Below are 20663 nucleotides of genomic sequence, written 5' to 3'. Positions count from 1 at the left end.
TGAACTGTGCGTTTACTAGTGTTGCTCAACTTTCAGGACTGTTTCCTGGTGCTGCTAACAAAGACTTGGACACATCATGTTAGTTAATCAATAAATTTTAGGTACAAATAAAATTGCTAAAGCAAAAAATCCAGATAATTGGTTTTGTTTATCACTGTAAAGTGGCTTTCCGGATAATTTTTAAGCCACAAGCCAGGTGTCTTTACCTTTTGTTGTGAGTATTTGCACTCATAGGCAAAAATACCGTCTTCCCTTTGTTCAATCAAATCAATTTCCTGGCCATTGTAAGTGCGCCAGAAGTAAAAAGAAACAGGCATGGTTCTCTCAAAGGTAAGTTTTTTTATCCGCTCCATCACAATAAAATTTTCCCAGAGGCTTCCTGTGTCGCCGCGTAAATCCAGTGGATTGTATTGACTCATAATCCCGTTTCTAATGCCATTATCCACAAAAAAATATTTTGCTTTGGTCGTGATTTCTTTTCTTAAATTTTTGCTAAAGCCAGGTATTTTTTTGATCACAAATGATTTTTCCAGCAGGTCAAGATATCTGCCCACTGTTTTGACATCTACCTTTAGTTGCACTGCCAGCTCGTTGAGGGAAACCAGGTTGCCTATCTGAAAAGCAAGAAGCTTTAAAAGGTCGGCTAAAGTTTTGGAAGATTTTATTTTATCAAGGGCCAGGATGTCTTTAAGCAAATATGAGTAAACCAATTCTTCCAGGATCTCTATCTTTTGCTGCCTGGTCTTTGCTGTTACTACTTCTGGATATGTGCCAAAAATAAGAAAATCGTGCAGCTTTTCTTTTAATTCGTATCTGGTGTAGATGGAATTAAGCTCTTTTTGCGATAAAGGATAGAGGATTAAAGTTCTCTTTCTGCCGGTTAAAGGTTCTCCAACCTGGCCGGCAAGCTCAAAAGATGATGAGCCTGTAGCAATTACGTAAAGGGAAGGGAGTTGATCTACCAGAATCTTTAAGCCCATACCAATGTTGGGAATATACTGGGCTTCATCAAGGGCTATTAAGTTGTAACCCTCTGCGTATTCTAAAATAGCGTTGAAATCCTGGGAACTGAAAAGTTGCTGGATTTTGATATTATCCCCAAAATCCAGTTTGTACCTCAGGGAAGTTTTTTGCAGGAAAAGTTCAAGTAGGGTTGTTTTGCCGACTCGCCGCGGGCCGTAGATGATCAGGGCCTTACCTTGCTGAATCAGCTCTTCTGGTTTGTAAATGCGTTCAAAAATCATAATTATTGCGCTTAGCCTTAATCCATAAATTTGTCAAAAAATTTGGAGTGCAAATCCATAAATTTGTCAAAAAATTTGGAGTGCAAATCCAAGTTTTCCTTATCTCTGGCCTGAAAGGAGATCGGGGGGCGACATTTTTGTCGAGTGGTTCGACATTTATGGTGAGCCTGTTTAAACTTATTTATTTTAAAAAGTAAATAATTTTAGATGGTTATGGGTGTATGATTTCTGGCACGCTGCTTGCCTAATACTAACCAGACAACAAAAAAACAGGAGGTAAAGTTATGAAAAAAACAGCTTTAACTATCAGTGTATGTCTGGTGGTTGCCCTGATCTTCGGACCGATGGCCGTATCTTCTTATGCCCGAGGAGGCGGCAAAGGTGGAGGACGCGGTGGCGGAGGTTATGGTGGAAATTGTATCTCCGGAACCTATCAGGGACAGTCGTCGACCTACAGCCAATCTTATTCAGGGCAGCAGACAAGGCAGAGGCTTCGCAAGCGTTACTATAACCAGCAAAATCAACAACAGGCGAGGCAGAAATTCCGCAATCGGTACAACCAGCAGCAAATAGAAAATTCTGGAACTGTAGCTACGGAACAGACAGTAGAACAGCCAGAAGTAGCCCAATAAAAACTGGCCCGGTCCTGCTAGTGCGGGACCCAACCTACTCAACCACTCAACTACTTAACAACTTAACTACTCAACCATACAGATGGAGGGAAATAAAATGACTAGAAAACAATTGCTAATTATGGTCATGTTATTGGCCTTGGTTCTTCCTGCGAATCTTATGGCTAAAGGCCAGGGAAGAGGGCAGGGACAGGTCTCTCAAAACGCTCCCGTACCGCTTTGTCCCGGCTGGCATGCAACTCAACAGGTCATTACCATTAGTGGAGAAGTGACAAGTTTTACACCGCCTGTAGCTGTTTTGAAGACGCAAGAAGGCGATGTTTCACTTCGACTTGGACCGATTTGGTTCTGGCAACAGAAAGGATATGTTTTAAAGCCAGGAGAAAAAGTCGATGTGCAGGGATATAAGTTCAACAATTTGCTTATTCCGGTGAAAATTAAGACAGCGCAACAAGAGATAGTTCTGCGCGACCAATATGGCTTCCCAGTGTGGCGTGGAGGCCGCGGGGCAAGAGGCGGATGTTGCTGGGGCAATCCTCAGGGAAATGCTAGCAGACAGTTTGGCCCGGGTCACATGGGCTATGGTCGTGGGAAAGGCATGGGACCATCCGGGTGGCAGCAGCAACAATAAAAACATGGGACGGTTTAAAGCCGTCCCTTTTTTTTAACAGACAATGGGCTCCGCTTGATACAGTGGCTTGAGAAACTGGGAAGATGTGGGAGACAGGGAATAAGGGCTTAATAAATTTAGAAAACACTTTACCTACGAGCTACTTAGGAGGATGTTATGAATATGCGTCGAATTACCTCATTAACGGCATTTATTTCTTTTTTTCTGATACTTTTAACCAGTATTGTTCTGTATATTGTCCCACATGGTAGGGTGGCCTACTGGAGTGATTGGAGGTTTTGGGGGTTAAGTAAAGAAGACTGGGCTAACCTGCATATAAACTTGGGTTTTTTGTTTTTGCTTTCTCTTTGTCTTCATATTTATTACAATTGGAAACCCATTATTACATATCTTAAAAATAAGGCTTCCAGGATAACCATTTTTAATGCTAACTTTACCATAGCTTTTTTGCTGACTGTTGTCGTTAGCCTGGGTACATATTTTATGGTTCCGCCCTTCTCTACAATTATAAATATCAGTGAATCCATAAAAGAGGCTGCGGCCAGAAAGTATGGGCAGCCACCTTATGGGCATGCTGAATTGTCATCTGTAAAGATGTTGTGTCAGAGAACAGGTCTTGATTTGCAGCAAAGTCTTAAAAACTTGAAAGAAAAAAATATTGTAGTGCAAAATCCAGATCAGACTATCCTGGAAATTGCCCGCAAAAATGACCTGACCCCTAAGGATGTATATCTGGCTATGAAAGGGGATGCGGATGGGCAAGAGTTTCACACCATGCCTGATATTCCACCGTCTGGCCTGGGGCGCAAGAGCTTGGGTGAAGTGTGTAAAGAATACAAGCTAGATCTGGAACGGGTTTTAAGGCTACTCAAAGAAAATGGCTATGTTGGAGTAAATAAGGACATAACATTAAGAGATCTGGCCAATAAAAATAGAGTTAATCCGATGGATATTTACATGGTTATACGGCAGGCCAAAAAAATTGATCATTAGATCAGAGATAGCTATATAAAGATTGGATATTGATTTTTTAGTGATTCACATCCTGTGTGAAATTGCAGTTTTCTCGGCCGCTAAAAAAGACTCTTTAAGAACCGATTATAATAAATTTTACCAGATTAACACATTGAAGCTCTAACAACATAGGTATGAAAATTATAAAGCAAAATAAGACATTCTTATCAATCATTATAGCTCTCTTTGTCCTTTTCGGAGTGGTCTTATATTTAGGCGAAAAGCAAATATATGAGGCAGAAGCAAAATGGCGGCACGGCAATGCAATCTCCCAATTGTTCTCTGCAAAGGAGGTTATTAAAGTATTTTTTAGTGATCTGAAGAAAGACTTATTTTTTCTAAAGAACTTTCCGAGCACTAAAAAATTTATAGATAATGATTTTGAATCCATTAGTTATAGAAATGATGTCCAGCATATATTTTTTGAGTTCGCTAAAGTGTATAAACAGTATCATCAGATCAGAATTATCAATTCCTCAGGTCGCGAAATAATCAAGATAAATAATAACCAAGATGGTACCACTGTTATCGTCCCTGATTCTCTGCTGCAAAATAAGAAACATAGCGATTACTTTCAAGAGGCCATGACTTTGGATAAGGGGAAGATATATGCTTCCCCAATAGATTTGAAGAGTAAGCAGGGTAACGCAGGGACGTCTTATACTCCGGTAATAAGGCTAGCCACCCCTTTGTTTGACTCTAAAAACAGGAGAAAGGGAGTTTTAATTTTAAATATAAATCTTTCAAAGGTCCTTGAACTTTTCCCTAGAAATATATTTCTTCGGACTGAAGAGGGGGACTTGTTATCGTTAAAGTCAGACGGAACGATTAACTTCAATAAGTCAAACTATGATTTTAGTGGCTCTTCTGGTCGACTCGATGTTTCAGAGGTAGAAACTATTCACTATTCTACAGTGAAGTATCTTCCAGGCAAGAGATTGGTCGTAGCAATATATCACAAGCATCCTTTATTGAAAGCAGCATTAGAAAAAATAAGATTAGTATCCGCAATATTTCTTATTTTATTTCTTTGTTTGATATCTATTGTTGTCTATATAAATATATTGAGATTTAAAGAGTTGATAGGAGCGCAAAAAGCTGTTTTGTTTTCTCTTGCTGGGCTTGCTGAATGGAGAGATGCTGAAACAGGGCATCATTTAGAAAGAACTAGAAACTATGCAGTGATATTGGCAAAAGAGTTGCGTAAGAATAAAAAATATCGAAAAGTTATTACAGATGAATTTATCGAAGATCTCTATGATGCCGCTTCTTTGCATGATATAGGAAAAGTAGGAATACGTGATTCCATCTTATTAAAAGAAGGAAAATTAACGAACGAAGAATTTGAAGAGATGAAGAGGCATGTTATTATTGGAAAGCAGGTGCTTCAGGATGCTGTTGACAAATTCAATCTTAAGCAATCGTTTATTACTATGGGCAAAAACATTTGTGCGTATCATCATGAAAAATATAATGGCAAGGGTTATCCGGAGGGTTTAAAAGGCGAGGAAATTCCTTTGGAGGCAAGAATTTTTGCCCTCTGTGATGCCTATGACGCGATCAGGTCAAAAAGGCCCTATAAGCAAGGACTGTCTCATGCAGAGGCCGTCAAAAGAATCAAGGCTGCCAGCGGAGAACACTTTGATCCAGATATTGTAGTTGCCTTTCTGAAATGTGAGAAAGAATTCATGAAAGAAACATTTTCTTGAGACTGATCTCGATATCAAATATAGTGAATATTTAAAAATCGCTTATAACTCAAGGAGCTAGAGGCTAGATCGCAAAACTCATAATCTGCGAGCAGAAGCTAAAACTATCATAAGAAATTTATGCCAAAGTTGGAGATACCTTTTGATTTTATAACATGAGGTCCATTTAATAGTCTGTAGCCAAACCACGTTTTGACCGCCAAATGGAAACCAGGACTAAAAAAATCATGGAAAGTTGCTCTGCAGTCAAGGTTTGGCCACAGACTATTAAGAGTACACAACCAACATAAATCAGGTTATTTAAAAAGGATTTTAGTATGGATTTTTTTGCAATCAGTCATAAGGGATCCTATCGCAAAAGGAATGAGGATCGCTTTTTGGCCAAAAAGATATCAAACGGTTCCCTTTTGCTGGCCGTTGCCGATGGTATGGGAGGGGAAGCCGGAGGCGAACTGGCCGCACAGATCGTTATTGATACTTTAGCCCAATACAACCCAAATGCAGACCAGCCCGAGGGAGAGCTTAGCAGGCTTATAGAGCGAGCCGGAGATATCATTTTGCAAGAGGTAGAGAAGAAACCGGAATTCAAGGGGATGGGCACTACTGCAGTAGCAGCCCTGATTCTTGGCATGACCGTCCACTGGATTAATGTTGGTGATAGCAGGCTTTATCTTTTTCGGGATGGGATACTGACTCAAATAAGCAAAGACCACAGTTTTTTGCAGTCCTTTTTGGACCAAGGGGAGATGACCTTGGAGGAGGTTAGAACCCATCCCTTGCGTAATGTTCTGGATCAATGTGTTGGCTGTCCCGATTGTAATCCGGACAAGAATAGTTTTTACTTAAAACATGGAGATATTCTGCTTTTGAGCAGTGACGGGTTACATAAATATGTTTCCAGTGAGCAGATAACAGAAGTGCTTAAGTCCCAGTCCACTTTGGAGGACAAAGCGCGGGCATTGCTTGATCTAGCTCTGGCTACTGGTGGCAGAGATAATATAACCATTGTCCTTGCCACAGTTTAAAAGAATTCGGCTGGAGTTTTTTTTAAAATAAAATATATTCAGGATAAGCATATGGGTAGTGAGTGCAGACAACCCCTTCTTGAAGAAGGGACTACTCTCAATGAAAAATGGGAGATACTGGGGCATATTGCTACAGGAGGGAAGGGCGAGGTTTATCTTGCACGACAAAAAAATCTTGACCGAGATGTAGCGGTAAAGATTACATCACCGGAATTTTTGACTTCGCTGGAAGACGAGCAGGAAGCAGCAACGGAGATTGAAAGGTTTAGACGGGAAGTTCAGATCATGGCCCGGATACGCCATCCTAACGTCCTCCAGGTTTTTGATTTTGATCGTGTCCGAATCGACGGACAGGAGCTTGATTATATAGTAATGGAATATGTTCCGGGTACGACCCTCAGACATTACATGCCTGAAGAAGGATTTGGGGAGGATGAGGATGAAATTCGTGCATGGATACGCAAGTACTTCATACCGATTTTGAATGGAGTCGAAACCATTCACAAAATGGGTATTGTCCACCGGGATCTCAAACCTGAAAATATCCTGCTGGACGGCGATATCCCCAAAATAGCTGATTTTGGTCTGGCAGGGGGGCGTTTTTTAAAGCCGGTGACCCGCAGTCACCATATATTGGGGACCCTTTTTTATATGTCTAACGAGCAGTTCATGGAACTGTCGCTTACTGATTTTCGAGCCGATGTTTATGCTTTGGGTAAAATCCTCTATGAAGCTGTAGCTGGCAAGATGAATAAGGAGACCAGCTTTATATTTAAGACAGCCCGTCTGCCTAATCCATCAACCCCTTTTCTGAAGCGGTTAGACAGAATCATTCAGCAAGCAACGGCAAAAGAGAGGGACAAAAGGACCCCTTCGGTTCAGGCATTAAGACAGGCCCTTGAGAAACTCATTGGCTATGTTGCAGACGCTTCCACCCAGCATGAGTACAAACGATGGGATACCAACCTCCCTGTTGGATGGATAGCCCTGGTCTTTGTCCTGATTATTTTGCTGGGGGGAGGTATTTGGTATCATTTTTCGACTTCATCAAAGTTACAGCCTTTTGAACCGCTTGAACCTGGGCAGCAACCGCAAGATGTAAGCCAAGACGAAGTCCAGCCATCTCTCGCCTTTTCAAATGGCCGTTTCCCAAAAATTATTTCAGGGAAGGATGGTGCTATCTTGCGCCTTGTTGAAGGAGGCAAAATTACCGTAGAGCATGGGCTAGAAGCTGGTAAAGTTGTTGAGATTCCTCCTTTTTATATGGATGAAACAGAGGTTACTAACCATCAATATATTGAGTTCTTAAATAAGAACCTCAATGACATTGTCGTACAAGGCCAGGTAGTCAAAGGAGAAGGAAATATATGGCTTCTTTTGGGCGAAGTCGTGCAGGGGTATGAACCTATAATTTATCGCGACGGGCGTTTCTTTCTGAATGATCCCTCCCTGGCTTCTCATCCTGTAGTTCGGGTCACTGCTTACGGAGCCAAAAAATTTGCTGAATATTACGGTAGAAGCATACCAACCATGCCTCAGTGGCGACTGGCCGCCAGGGCGAGTACGGCCCTCTCGACTCCAGAGAGGCAGCCCTCTTCTCAAGGAGATCAAGTACTGCACATGCATACTGACCAGGCCAATCAAGTTGCTTCTCCCGCTTCCCAGCAAAGGATAAATCTTTTGCCTGTGGGATCGTTCCCTGCAAATAGATACGGTATCAAAGGATTGAACGGGAATGTTAAGGAATGGGTCTCAATTGACTATGGCAAGGAGAAAGGATTGAAGTTTTTTTTGATGACTGGCCAGGACAAGGAGCGAGACGATATACCTGTTAAATCTCAAACCGTTGTTCGTCAGCCTTGGGAAGCCTTTGATGATGCTGGATTCAGGACTGTGGCCAACATCAAAAAATAAATTTTATTTAAGGAGGTGAGTAAGATGGTGTCAAATTTGTTTTTATTGAATGATTTCTTTTTAAGCGTGGCATATCCTGATCAAAGTGGTCGTGGTTACATGGATGGATGGGGGCATATGGTGGGCTATCCCTTTGGGGGAGCGGTTATGATGATCTTTATCCTTATAGCAGTTGCATTAATCGTTTATTTTCTTGTAAAGAAGAATAGCCAGAAAGAAGCAAATGCAATGGATATTTTAAAGAAGAGATATGCTAAAGGTGAAATTTCAAAAGAGGAGTTTCAAAAAATGAAGGATGATTTGGAGGAGTAGCAATCCTAGGGAATTAACTGCAAATTGTATGTTTTTTTGTAACATACAATTTGCAAAAATAGGCGGGCCATTGACAGTTACTTTCGGAACAAAGTTTCTTCCAACCAATCTACGGGGTAGGAGTTTTAGCCTAGGCGGTAACAGTTTTGCCAGATTTTCACTCAAGTTGCGTGATTTTAAGGGCGCAAAAGTGTCGTTTTGGCGGGAAAATTTTCATTCGCTATGTAGAGATTCTTCGCTTTGCTCAGAATGCCGTAATCAGGACATCTAACGGATGCACTCATGATTTCCAACAGACTTGTAAATATTTTGTCAGATGTCGCTGCAAAAGTTATTTTTTAAAGTTTTCAACAAAATTTTACATTGCAACATGTTGAAATAACTCAAAACTCAAGACCCAAAATTAACATTTTTGCAGGCATCCGGTCGTGAAAAATAGAATCAATCCAATGGACACTTTCATAATTTTACGGCAGACAAAAAAAGATGGCTATTAGTAGATCAAAAATAACTTTCCATTCTAAACATATTCTGCCTCTGCTCATCTCCGGAGCAGGGATATTGGTTTTGTGGATAGCCACGGCCATTCATCTTTTTTTCATTCACACTCAGCTTAAAGAACATTTGCGTCAGGAGGCTGAGCAGGCCCTGTCTTTTGTCCGTCTTCGGCTTGTAGGCCATATAGAAACAGTTGGCCTCATCCCAGACCCTCCCGCTTATCTTAAAAATCTTTCTTGGCTGGTGGATGAATTTCAAAGTCAGCCTCTCCTCTATGGGGTTTTAGTATGGCAGGAAGAACGATTTTTTTTAAATACCTTTCCTCAGGCGAAACTCCCTGAGAAAGATCTTCTTTTGGCTTGCGGTCAAGGGATTGAAAAGGATTCCATTTACTACTTGTGTCAGCCTTTTAAAGAATGGCCCCAGCCGGGAGTAAATATTTTAGTGGGTATTGATGTTGGTTTTGGGAGAGTTATGTGGAAGGAAGGATTATGGCATAGTGTGATCACAGCCACAGGCGGCAGCTTGATTATGCTTGTTCTTGGAATTTTTCTTCAGAGGTTAAGTCGCAGGCAGGAAGAGCTCAGTAAGCAGCTTGTAGATGCTGAAAAGCTGGCCGCCGTGGGAAGGCTAACCTCTATGCTTGCACATGAGGTACGCAATCCTCTGAATTCTTTGAGTATGGGCTTGCAATATCTAAAAGAGCTCGGTCGGCCAAAGCCAGAGCTTCTTGTCAAGATGCAAAAAGAAGTTAGAAAGTTAGATGAGCTTATTTATGAACTTCTGCAAGTGGCCAAGGGGATAGAGGTTAGGCCAGAGAGAATTGAGGCCAGAAATGTTTTGCTTGCACTTGAGGAGGAATATTTACCTCTGGCCCAAAGTAAAAAAGTCCATTTTGAGCTGGTTTTTGATAATGAGTTTTCTTTCCAGGCTGATTTTCGCTGGATTATGCGGGCCATGGGCAATCTGGTGCGTAATGCCCTGGAAGCTGTGCCGGAAAATGGCAGGGTGCGGGTGAGAGCCTGGAGAGAAGGGGCAAAAGTTCATCTTCAGGTTAAAGATAATGGTCCTGGCATAGAAAAACAAGTATTGAAGCAGATTGCTCGTCCTTTTTACACGCAGAAGAAACAAGGGTTTGGCCTGGGTCTTTTTCTAGTAGAAATGGTGGCCAAGGCCCATAATGGTGAGCTAATTGTTGAAAGTAAGCCCGGTGAAGGGGCTGAGTTTACGCTTGTATTGGTTGAATAGTTAAATAGTTGAATGGTTGAGTGGTTAAATAATAGATTCTAAAATAATCAAGCTAATAAACCAATAAACTAAACATGTCTCAAAAAAGGATTTTAATCATAGAAGACGATTCCTCGCAGAGAGAGATCTTGTCTGATTACCTTGTCCATCATGGTTTTTCAGTAGTTACAGCTATGACAGGAACAGAAGGAATCAAGCAGGCGCAAGATAAGGGTCCGGATTTGATTTTGCTCGATTATAAGCTTCCCGATGCAGATGGGCTGGAAGTTCTCACCGAGTTAAAAAAGAGCCTGCCCCTAACCCCTGTTATTATAATTACTGCTTTTGGTTCGGTAGACAAAGCCGTGAACGCCATGCGCGCGGGCGCTTTCTATTATTTAACCAAGCCCGTGCACCTGGAAGAATTATTGCTGCTTATCGAGCGGGCCCTAAAGAAGGCCAGACTTGAACAGGAAGTTGTTAGGCTGCGCCGCCAGGTAAGTGGTTGGCCGGATTTTTTGCCTAAAGAAATTATCGCCCAGAGTTCCACCATGAAGGAGCTCTTGGGTTTGGCCAGAAAGGTAGCAGAGACAGAAGCCACTGTGCTTCTTTTAGGGGAGTCAGGCACAGGAAAGGAGGTTTTAGCCGAACTCATTCATCGCCTATCATCCAGACGAGATAAACCATTGGTACGCATAAATTGCGCGGCTATTCCCGGCGGGCTTCTTGAGAGTGAACTTTTTGGCCATGAAAAGGGTGCCTTTACAGGCGCGACCAAAGCTAAACAAGGTTTGTTTGAAGCCGCTGACCATGGAACCATTTTTCTGGATGAGATAGGAGATCTCCCTTTAGAACTTCAGGCCAAGCTGCTGCGAGTTTTGCAAAATGGGACTTTTACACGCGTGGGCAGTGTTAAGGAAATTAAAGTTGATGTGCGGGTTATTGCAGCCACCAATCGGAATCTTGAAGAAATGGTCAAAGAAGAAAAGTTTAGAGAAGATCTCTTCTGGCGGTTAAATGTATTCAGTCTAAACATCCCTGCCTTGCGCCAGAGAAGAGAAGATATAGGTCCCTTGGCCGAATTTTTTTGCTCCAGGTTTGCCCAAAAATATGACAAGAAAATTAAGGGTTTTACGCGTAAGGCCTTGGAGGCTTTGCTGACCTATGATTTTCCAGGCAATGTGCGCGAGCTGGAAAATATTGTTGAACGGGCTGTGATTCTTGCTGAAACTGACTTTATTACCCTGGATGACCTGCCTCCTTATTTGCATAAAAGCAAAGGGCCTAATCCTGCTCAGGACTTTTTTGCTCTGCCCTTAATGGAGGCCGTTGAAAAGCTGGAAAAGATGCGCATTGCTCAAGCCATGCAAGAGGCACAAGGAATAAAAACCAAGGCGGCCAAACTTTTGGGTATTTCAGAGCGGGTTTTGCGGTATAAGCTTGCCAAATATGGGTTAGAATAAGTGCCTAGAAAATCTTTTCTACTATCTAATATTGGTCGTCTAACCACATTTCTTTCTGAAATCTAACCACCCTGTTTCTGCCACGATTTTTGGCCTCGTATAGGGCCACATCGGCGAACTTGATGGCTTTATAGAGCGTATCGGCATCTTTGGGGTACTCAGCAACCCCGATGCTGACAGTCTTATTTATCTTCTGGCCTCTGGGGAGCTCGAATTTATACTGTTCAACACTGGATCGGATTTTTTCCGCCACCTTTTCTGACATATCCGGCTCCACTTGCGGTAAAAGCACTAAGAACTCTTCTCCTCCATAACGGATAAGCAAGTCGGAGCTACGGATATTTTCTTTCATTATTTTTACCAGTTGTTTGAGAACTGCATCGCCGGCCTGATGCCCATACTTATCATTGACCTGTTTAAAATAGTCCAGGTCTACCATCAAAAAGCCAACATTTTTTTCTTCCCTTTTTGATAAAGGTTCAAATTGCGCGATATATTCCTCAAGAAATCTTCGATTGTGTGAACGAGTTAAAGGATCGCGCAAGGCTTGCTCTTTGGACATTTCCAAAAGCCTGAGTGATGCAAGGACAGGGGCTGTTTCATCCAGGTATTTCCTAATGATCACGAGTTGTTCACTGCGTGTATTCCATTCTGACTTGGGGATCAGAAAAGAAATCACTGCCCCGACTTGTCCGCCCATAACCAAGGGCAAACAGCAACGATAGTATTTGGTCTGATCACAGTTAAAGAATGGACAAAGAGCAGGATTGTTTTTTGAACAGATCTCTTCGGTCATTCTTTTAGCTCTACACAGTTCCGGGGAGAGAAGGATGTCACGTTTGCAAAGCGGTTCAGAAGGAACATTGTCCAAAACTGGAATCATGCGGTTGTCACTGGAGTTAACTTCAAAGATCACAAATCGGCTCATGTGAAAGGTGTTTTCAGAGACGTATTTTAACTGCTCATAAACTTCGTCTTTACTGTACACACCTTTGATGTCTCTGCTAAACGAGGTGAGCTTTGCCATTTGCTCTAGTCGTAAAGATACCTCGTCAAGAGATAGGAGCTGCCTTGAGCCTTCTCTGGTGCGCAAGACCTCGTCAAGAAGTTGGCCAATGCGGTTAAGGAATGTCTTCCATAACCGCATCATGGTGTTAACCACATTGCGCATCTCTGTAAGTTCATCTCCTTTACGCAATGCATAGACAGGACAATTCAAACAAGAACCATATTTGTTTAAGAATATACAGCTATTTCTCCATTGAGGAGATATGGCTTCCGAGCCTGTCTCTAGATAACATACCAGTGATGGATTTTTGTGAACTGGGCATTCTTCATGGTTACAATGCAATACTTCAAGGCAGTGTATATGGTCAGTTTCAAATCTGTCCGCAAAGTCATTAGTATGCGATGCAACAATCATTCTTCTTAATCTTGCAAAGAAAACCTTAATTCTTTTAATGTTCAAGTAAAGGGCAGCTATGATAGCTAAGAAAGGTAGGAATAATATATTAAAGAAATAAAAAATTATATTTTCACTTTCCTTTTGATTTAGTTTTGCATCATAATTTATAGAGATTCCTCCTATGACGTTGCCATTGTTGTCCTTTACGGGGATAATGAAATAATATATTTGTCCTTTTTTACTTAGAGTAAGGAAATGAATATCTTCATCTAAATCAAAAAGCATTTTGCGATAACTTTCTTTTTGAAAATAGATCCATTTTTTTCCTTCTGTAAAATTTATGTCTGGATCGAGAGACGACTTTAAACTTTTGTCCACAAAAGTAGCAATCCCAACACCTTTTGGCAGTTGTATCTTGGTAACAATTTCTTGAACATTCAAACTCACTTCAAGAATGCCGAGCAGGGAGTCGGCCCTAGTTATCGGACAGACTTCCTGAATATTAAGCCCATGGTGTCCTGGAACTATCCCCCAGAGCATGCGTAACTCTTCCCCAGCCTTGGACGCTAATGGTTTTTCGCCGGATAAGTCCGTACCTTTTACGTTTAAATCTTGTGTATTTAAAAAAGTGACTGCCGGAGGGAGCATAAAATGATAAGATAAAGATGTATAACCAGAAACAACGCGCATACGGTCAAGATAAGGAAGGATAATTTTTTTTAATAGTTCCCGGTCTTGAGTTTCAAGTGCCTTTTGGACTTCAGGGTTCAGTGAGAGCGAAAAAGCCTGGGTTTGGGCGAATCTTACTCCCCTGTTTAATTCATCTTGTACCCAGGAGGTAACAAGCTTTAATTGTTTTTCTATATTGTTGCCCAATTGTCTCTTAATGGTCTTTGTAAAGTAAAACATGCTGGCAATTAGGCAAAAAATTAACAAAATTGTAGGTAGATATAAAAATCTTCCGTTAAGGCTCCATTCTTCAGGGTTAAAAATTTTGGACAGGGAAAGTTTTATCTTCTGAACTTTTTTGTCCTTTTTGTTTTTTAAATTAGTTATTTTTATCATAGTCCACCTATGTTATTAGATAATATAATAGATTTTAGCATAGAAAAAATTACAGGCTAATTCAACCCCCTTTGATTGTTTTTTTTGTGAAAGATAACTTTTTTTGTTCAAAAACGTTAATTTTTTTTGAAGCAGACGGACCATATTAACTTTTTTTAGCGTTTGGCGACAACCTGTTTGACAACTATCGAAATTTATTTGTATTTTTTATGTCAAATAAGAGTTAACAACTGTTTGGTAAGTCGAGTCAATTGGGGCCTTTCCTTGAGCTTTGCTCAGAGAGGCTTATTCAAGAAAGGATTTAAGATGCAGGCTTCAGATAATTCCATAGCGTTTGTCCACTTCCCGTTTAAAAATTTTATTAACCGCAACCCCTTTACCGTTTTTTATTAAACCTGTAGACTTGTATTGAAGTTCGGCACAAAATCGAGTCTCGAACCGTGTTTTGGTCGAGCTTTACAGCTTAAACTTTAACCTTTTTTTTATGCGCTATTATCCAATTTTTTTAGACCTCAAGGACAAGACCTGCCTGGTAATTGGCGCAGGTAAGGTTGGTCAGCGAAAAATCAGGACCTTGCTTAATTGCGGGGCAAAAAAGATTCTTGTCCTTGAGCCCTACAACTGTTTGCCTGAGGATTTATCTTCCCATCCTCGCCTTGAATTTAAAAGAAATAAATTTCAGCCCAGCGATTTAAACGAGGTCAGCCTGGTTTTTGTCTGTACCAACGATAAAGAGCTAAACCAGACTATTGCCACTGAATGTAAAAAAAGAAATATTTTTTGCAATGTAGCCAACGTCCCTGAACAGGGCGACTTTATTCTTCCTTCTATCTTTACTCAAGGTGATCTATGTCTGGCCATATCCACTGGCGGGCATAGCCCGGCACTGGCCAGGAAGATCCGTCAGGACCTAGAGCATGTCTTCGGTCCCGAATACTTTTTATTGACCAGGCTTATGTCTAAGATTAGACCTTTGGTTCTGTCTCTTGGTCTTGAACAACAAGAAAACGCGAGTATTTTTCGCCAACTAACTTCCTCTGAGCTTTTAGATGCCTTAAAATTAAAGGAACTGGAGAAAGTAGAAAAAGTTTTGAAGAAAATTTTGCCTCCAAACCTCCATATGCATATAGGAGGACTGATTGATGATATCTCTAAGAATTTTTGACTTAGGTATTGCACTGCTTTACTTTGTAGCTGCGATACAGGTCTTAGCCGGCTTTCTCTTCAGACAAAAAAAACTGCAAAGTCTAGGCAACTATCTGACCGTAGCAGGTTTTGGCCTGCATAGCATAGACCTTGGTTTACAATACTTTTTTTCTTTCAATGAAACCCTTGTTCAGGGCCAGTTCTATTTTAGTTTATTAGCCTGGGCCTTTTTGCTGGTTTTTTTCTTATTATGGTTTAGATTAAAATTAAAATTTTTATCTCTGATCGCTGCTCCTCTGGCTTTAATACTATTTTCATCTTCTTTGGCTATTTCTCCGAAAGTCATCCCAATTCCTCCGCGGCTAAGTGGCCTCTGGTTTGCCCTGCACATAGGCACGTTATTTATTAGCATGGGTTTTTTGGCTATGGCCTTTGGCGCCGGGATTGCTTATTTATATCTGGAAAAAAAGATTAAAACCAAATCCAGGCTTTCTTCTTTTTCCAGGGATTTGCCTTCCTTGACTGCCTTTGACCGCGCCAATCACTTGGCTGTGACCTGGGGATTTCCCCTCTTTACCGTGGGAACTTTGTCAGGATTTATCTGGGCTGCCTTTACTTGGAAAAAAATATTTACCTGGGATCCCAAGGAAATTTTGGCCATTATCATCTGGCTATTATATGCTTATCTTTTTCATCAACGCCTTGCTCTGGGCTGGAAAGGAAGAAAACCGGCCAAACTGGCCATTATTATTTTTGTCCTGACTGTAATCTCCATGCTCGGAGTTAATTTTTTAATCCCAACTCATCACAGTTTTAAACCATAAAATAGCGAAGCGATGCAGAAAATATATTTGTTTGGTTTAAATCACCGCACGGCCAGTGTTGAGGTGCGGGAGAAATTTGCTCTGACCAACTTCAATCCCTTAAAAGAAGGTTTAATAAGCCAGGACGGACCCATAACCGAGGCACTGGTTTTGTCCACTTGCAACCGGGTTGAAATCCTTTGTGTTGGAAGTGCTGCGCTGGAAGATGTGGAAAATAAAGTCTTAAATACCTGGGCTGGATTTTGTGCTGCGGATATTAATCTGTTGAAAAAAAATATGTATTTTTATCAAGACTTGGGAGCAGTAGAGCATCTGTTTACCGTGGCCTCCAGCCTGGACTCTATGGTTCTAGGAGAGCCCCAAATCTTGGGACAGCTTAAAGATGCCTACCGAAAAGCTGTAAAAGACCAAACAGTCAAAGTCATCATCAACCGGCTTTTGCACAAATCCTTTTCTGTGGCCAAAAGAGTGCGCACAGAAACAGCAGTAGCTGCCAATGCCGTATCCATAAGCTATGCGGCGGTGGAACTGGCTAAAAGGATATTTGGTGACTTGTCCAAACAACGGGCCATGCTCGTAGGCGCCGGGGAAATGGCTGAATTGGCAGCCATACATCTGTTAAACAGTGGTGTGCAGGAAATTTTGGTGGTCAATAGGACCCTGGAACGAGCTCAAGAATTGGCCTGCAAGTTCCAGGGCCAGGCAGCGTGTCTAGATGATCTCCAGGACAACCTGCTCACAGTGGATATCGTTATAAGTTCAACCGGCGCCCCATCAACTATCATTCAGGCCAGGGATTTAAAAAAGATCCTTAAAAAGAGAAAACACAGGCCTATTTTTTTTATTGATATTGCTGTGCCCCGAGACATCGATCCTGACGTCAACCTTTTGGACAATGTCTACCTATACGATATTGATGACTTAAAAGAGGTTGTGGAAGAAAACCTGGCCAATAGGAAGGCAGAGGCTGAAAAGGCCAGGATGATCATTAAGCAGGAAGTAGACAAGTTCGCCCAGTGGCTTAAGTCCCTGGATTTGAATCCAACCATAGTGGATTTGTTGACCAAGGGAGAAACCATCGCCCAAAGAGAGCTCAAAAGAACTTTGCGTTGCTTGAAGCAGGATGTTGATGAAAAGACCTACTCTGCTATGGAAACTCTGGCCCAGTCTTTGGTGAAAAAACTCTATCATGAACCGATTATGTTCTTAAAAAGACGGACTCGCGAGGAGGAAAATGCGCAAAAGTTCATAGATTTAACAAGACGAATGTTTAATCTGGATAACGAGCATATACCCGAAAATGCACACAAGGACAGGAAACGATAAAGAGGGAAAGGGTGAAGCGGAGAGAATACAATATAATAGTAGTTAGGAGAGGGTAAGCGGTGAAGTAAGGAGGAGAAAATCATGCGTTCATACTATATTGAAGAAATAAACCGGGATCATATTAAAAAATTTGAGCAGTATCTTAGAGAGCAAGGCTACCAAGGCCCGATAGATGATATTTTCTGGCTGCCATTACCCGTTGATACGCTAAGCGAGAGACAATCTGTTCATCTAAAGGAGTGCGGTCCATATTATATGGCACTGGAAACAGGAAAAAATTGGCTTAAACTGGAACTTTTAGTGCGGGCCAGGGGCAAAATTCGCTGTGAGTGTATTACCTATGCCACGCCGGCACAAAGAGAGAAAATGATAGAACTTCTTGATGATATGTTAAAAAATCAAGATATTCCCGTCTAAGTTTAGGCGAGACGGTAGGATTTGTAAGGAAAGTACCAGGCGAGCCAGACCTCACCGGGCAAGATTAAATCTCAAAACTCAGTCTTGCCATTGAGGTATTAAATTGATATTTTTTCCAAAAAGCGGATAAATATGTCATTGGTCGTTATCGCATTAATTTTTAACAAGGAACTTACACCTCTTCAAACTCTAAGCTTATAATTAAACAAGGGAGGTTATTCTAATGCAAGCACAAGAAAAGGTTACTCCATTAAGGCATGAGGAAAAGACTGAGGATAATAAGCAGCAATTTGCCAAGGATATCATTGCCAATTCCCGCAAGGATATGGGAAAAGTGGCCATGATTATCTCTATTCTTTGTGTCCTGCTCCTGGTGGTCTTCTTTTTTGGCCTGAACCAGAATATTTCCGGACTTTCGGCCAAGGTAGAGGAACTTTCCAGTTTGAAAGGTGATGTTCAGAGCCTGGACAGTAAAGTGCTGAGCATGGAGCAAAAGATTGCTACTTTGGAAAATTTGCCACAAATGACTAAGAATATGCTTCTCTCCAATATTTTACAGGAAATGTCTCAGAAGGCAGCTTATTTAAGCTCGCAAGTATCCACCGAGGAACAGAGCGAAAAGCTAATGCAGGCTAAAGAATTACTGCAGCAGGTTCAGGCCGAGCTTGGCTCTGCTCAATAATTTTTTAGGTGCGAAGATGGGAAGTTAGGGAGTTAAGAAGTTAAGGTGGAAAGGCAACCTCTATTTCTTCCTATCTTCCCATCCACTTATCTTCTCAACTTCAATTATTCAGACTCTGTAGTGGCGCAGGGATTAGACCACCCAGGCGAATAAATTTTTCAGAGAAGCCTTCGCGTACAGGCATAATTGTGGCCTCCCCTAATAACCCTCCAAAGTAGGCCTTATCTCCTGCCTTCTTTCCGGGCACCGGGATAATCCTGGTAGCTGTTGTTTTTCTGTTGATTACACCGATAGCCATTTCATCTGCGATTATAGCGGCCAGGGTCTCGGCAGAAGTATCTCCTGGTACAGCCACCATATCCAGTCCTACGGAGCAGACAGAAGTCATGGCCTCCAGCTTTTCCAGATTCAGAAAACTATCCCTGGCTGCATTGGCAATGTTTAAATCTTCACTGACGGGAATGAAGGCCCCGCTTAAACCACCCACATATGAGCTGGCAAAGGAGCCGCCCTTTTTCACCGCATCATTGAGCATAGCCAGAATAGCCGTGCTTCCCGGTACTCCAATACTGTGCAGACCCAGAGACTGAAAAATTTCGCCTACACTGTCACCTACATTGGGGGTAGGGGCCAGGGAAAGGTCAACAATACCAAATTGGACGCCTACTTTTTTGGCTACTTCCCGACCAATGAGTTCCCCGACTTTAGTGACTTTAAAAGCCGTTTTCTTGATTGTTTCTGAAAGCATTCCCAAGTCTGCTTTCGGATTGGCCTCCAGTGTCCGGTCAATGGCTTTTTTGACTACCCCGGGACCGCTGACGCCGACATTGATTACGGCTCCTGGCTCGCCCGCTCCCAAATAGGCCCCGGCCATAAAGGGAATATCCTGGGGGATATTGGCGAAAACACACAATTTGGCACAGGCCAGGCCATCTCTATCGCGTGTTAAATGCGCGGCTTCCTTGATGGTCTTGCCCATCAAATAAACTCCGTCCATATTTATGCCGGCCTTGGTGGAAGCCACGTTAACTGAAGCACAGACTCGTTCAGTCTGGGCCAGGGCTTCCGGGATAGCTTCTATCAAGGACAAATCGCCAGTAGCCATGCCCTTTTCCACCAGGGCTGAAAATCCTCCGATAAAATCTATTTGGACCTCCCTGGCAGCCTTATCCAGAGTCCTGGCTATTTCAACCATCTGTTCGGAATCAAAAGGTGCGCCAACAACGGCCATGGGACTAATGGCGATACGTTTGTTTACCACTGGTATGCCGTATTTATCTCCTACTTCATCACAAACACGGACCAAATCTTTTGCTGTGGAGACTATTCTACTATAGATCTTGTCCAAGAATTTAGATAAATCATCAGAGGTACAGTCAAAGAGAGAAATGCCTAAGGTCACGGTGCGCACATCCAGATGTTCATTCTTGATCATCTCAAAAGTAGAAAGAACCTCACGTTCTGAAAGCATGGCCTACCTCGCTAAATCCGGTGAATATTTTCAAAAATATCCCGATGTTGAATAGTAAATTTTAAGCCTACGCTATGGGCTGCTTGCTCCAATTCATCTCGTAACTGTTTAAAATTTATACTTAAAGGAACCGCGAACTCAAAAACCATGACCATCTTGTCAGGAAAAGTTTGACTATGATTTATGGCCTTAAGTCCCGTGATATTACATCCAAAATCGCGCATAATTCCCGTAAGTTTGGCTATCTGTCCTACTTTATCTTGCCCTATGGCGGTAACCACAAAAGGGTCAGTCGGCTCTTCTATCCATTTATTTTGCTTGCCGGCTGGCTTTAATATAACTGTCAGTCCCCATGGGTTTAAGGCCTGTTCAAGTGAATGTAAAATATCTTCGGGATCGACCTGGTCAGGCTTGCTAAAGATATAAATGGCAGCGAATTCCCACTGCAATATTGTCTGTGACAGGTCTTCAATATTACAGCCAAAATCGGCAAGTATTTCCGCAACCTTGGCAACGATCCCTGGCCTGTCCTGGCCAAGTACTGACAGGGCAAATTTTTGCATTATTATCTCCACGTCTTCCTGTCTTTTTGACTTCTAAAAGAGCCTGTGGCCGAACCTGTTATCAACTCAATTTCCATTGTTCATTCCTGTCTTGG

At 41.9% G+C, this 20663-nt stretch carries 18 protein-coding genes; 14 read left to right on the top strand and 4 right to left on the bottom strand.

Annotated elements, in window-relative coordinates:
* Positions 1 to 116 precede the first annotated feature (116 nt).
* Positions 117 to 1244 (bottom strand): ATP-binding protein, encoded by a 1128-nt coding sequence (locus AC3WVG_RS03125; RefSeq protein ID WP_488796721.1) that lies wholly within the window; start codon positions 1242 to 1244, stop codon positions 117 to 119.
* Positions 1245 to 1528: 284 nt separating this feature from the next.
* On the opposite strand from AC3WVG_RS03125, the gene AC3WVG_RS03120 reads away from it, so the two are divergent.
* From AC3WVG_RS03120 to AC3WVG_RS03080, 9 genes are all read left to right on the top strand, one after another.
* Positions 1529 to 1876, top strand: a complete 348-nt coding sequence (locus tag AC3WVG_RS03120; RefSeq protein ID WP_488796720.1) for a hypothetical protein — start codon at positions 1529 to 1531, stop codon at positions 1874 to 1876.
* Between the two features lie 97 nt (positions 1877 to 1973).
* The gene (locus AC3WVG_RS03115) at positions 1974 to 2507 is read left to right on the top strand and encodes a MamS/MamX family magnetosome protein (RefSeq protein WP_488796719.1); all 534 of its coding nucleotides are present in this window, start codon (positions 1974 to 1976) and stop codon (positions 2505 to 2507) included.
* A gap of 156 nt (positions 2508 to 2663) precedes the next feature.
* Entirely contained in the window at positions 2664 to 3500 is an 837-nt protein-coding gene (locus AC3WVG_RS03110; RefSeq protein WP_488796718.1) for a DUF4405 domain-containing protein, read from the top strand.
* Between the two features lie 155 nt (positions 3501 to 3655).
* Positions 3656 to 5230, top strand: a complete 1575-nt coding sequence (locus AC3WVG_RS03105) for an HD domain-containing phosphohydrolase (protein WP_488796717.1) — start codon at positions 3656 to 3658, stop codon at positions 5228 to 5230.
* Positions 5231 to 5547: 317 nt separating this feature from the next.
* Entirely contained in the window at positions 5548 to 6255 is a 708-nt protein-coding gene (locus AC3WVG_RS03100; protein ID WP_488796716.1) for a PP2C family protein-serine/threonine phosphatase, read from the top strand.
* A gap of 51 nt (positions 6256 to 6306) precedes the next feature.
* On the top strand, positions 6307 to 8169 hold the full coding sequence (locus AC3WVG_RS03095; protein ID WP_488796715.1) for a bifunctional serine/threonine-protein kinase/formylglycine-generating enzyme family protein: 1863 nt from the start codon (positions 6307 to 6309) through the stop codon (positions 8167 to 8169).
* Between the two features lie 24 nt (positions 8170 to 8193).
* Entirely contained in the window at positions 8194 to 8481 is a 288-nt protein-coding gene (locus AC3WVG_RS03090; RefSeq protein WP_488796714.1) for an SHOCT domain-containing protein, read from the top strand.
* A gap of 486 nt (positions 8482 to 8967) precedes the next feature.
* Positions 8968 to 10227: a sensor histidine kinase gene (locus AC3WVG_RS03085; protein ID WP_488796713.1), complete on the top strand. Its 1260-nt coding sequence runs from the start codon at positions 8968 to 8970 to the stop codon at positions 10225 to 10227.
* A gap of 74 nt (positions 10228 to 10301) precedes the next feature.
* Positions 10302 to 11669, top strand: a complete 1368-nt coding sequence (locus AC3WVG_RS03080) for a sigma-54-dependent transcriptional regulator (RefSeq protein ID WP_488796712.1) — start codon at positions 10302 to 10304, stop codon at positions 11667 to 11669.
* A gap of 25 nt (positions 11670 to 11694) precedes the next feature.
* Here AC3WVG_RS03080 and AC3WVG_RS03075 read toward each other — a convergent pair whose 3' ends face one another.
* On the bottom strand, positions 11695 to 14139 hold the full coding sequence (locus AC3WVG_RS03075) for a sensor domain-containing diguanylate cyclase (protein WP_488796711.1): 2445 nt from the start codon (positions 14137 to 14139) through the stop codon (positions 11695 to 11697).
* 484 nt (positions 14140 to 14623) lie between these two features.
* Between AC3WVG_RS03075 and AC3WVG_RS03070 the strand changes: the two genes are divergently transcribed.
* The 5 genes from AC3WVG_RS03070 to AC3WVG_RS03050 all read left to right on the top strand — a co-directional run bounded on the left by AC3WVG_RS03070 (position 14624) and on the right by AC3WVG_RS03050 (position 18534).
* On the top strand, positions 14624 to 15304 hold the full coding sequence (locus tag AC3WVG_RS03070; protein WP_488796710.1) for a precorrin-2 dehydrogenase/sirohydrochlorin ferrochelatase family protein: 681 nt from the start codon (positions 14624 to 14626) through the stop codon (positions 15302 to 15304).
* Positions 15282 to 16109 carry a cytochrome c biogenesis protein CcsA gene (gene ccsA / locus AC3WVG_RS03065; protein WP_488796709.1) on the top strand — a complete coding sequence of 276 codons (828 nt, stop codon included), beginning with the start codon at positions 15282 to 15284 and terminating at the stop codon, positions 16107 to 16109. Before AC3WVG_RS03070 ends, ccsA begins: the two co-directional genes overlap by 23 nt.
* Before the next feature lie 12 nt (positions 16110 to 16121).
* Complete coding sequence (hemA, locus tag AC3WVG_RS03060) at positions 16122 to 17435, top strand: glutamyl-tRNA reductase (RefSeq protein ID WP_488796708.1); 1314 nt, start codon at positions 16122 to 16124, stop codon at positions 17433 to 17435.
* 81 nt (positions 17436 to 17516) lie between these two features.
* Positions 17517 to 17852, top strand: coding sequence for a hypothetical protein (locus tag AC3WVG_RS03055; protein ID WP_488796707.1), 336 nt, complete (start codon positions 17517 to 17519; stop codon positions 17850 to 17852).
* Positions 17853 to 18075: 223 nt separating this feature from the next.
* A complete protein-coding gene (locus tag AC3WVG_RS03050) occupies positions 18076 to 18534 on the top strand; it encodes a hypothetical protein (protein WP_488796706.1) in 459 nt (152 codons plus the stop codon).
* A 100-nt stretch (positions 18535 to 18634) separates the two neighbouring features.
* On the opposite strand, the gene AC3WVG_RS03045 is transcribed toward AC3WVG_RS03050, so the two are convergent.
* Complete coding sequence (locus tag AC3WVG_RS03045; protein WP_488796705.1) at positions 18635 to 20005, bottom strand: PFL family protein; 1371 nt, start codon at positions 20003 to 20005, stop codon at positions 18635 to 18637.
* An 11-nt stretch (positions 20006 to 20016) separates the two neighbouring features.
* Positions 20017 to 20568, bottom strand: a complete 552-nt coding sequence (locus AC3WVG_RS03040; RefSeq protein ID WP_488796704.1) for a glycine cleavage system transcriptional repressor — start codon at positions 20566 to 20568, stop codon at positions 20017 to 20019.
* Between the last annotated feature and the right edge of the window lie 95 nt (positions 20569 to 20663).

The sequence above is a fragment of the Desulfovulcanus sp. genome (assembly GCF_982781345.1).
Note: the sequence above shows the minus strand (reverse complement) of the source record. Positions and strands in the feature narration are given on the sequence as shown.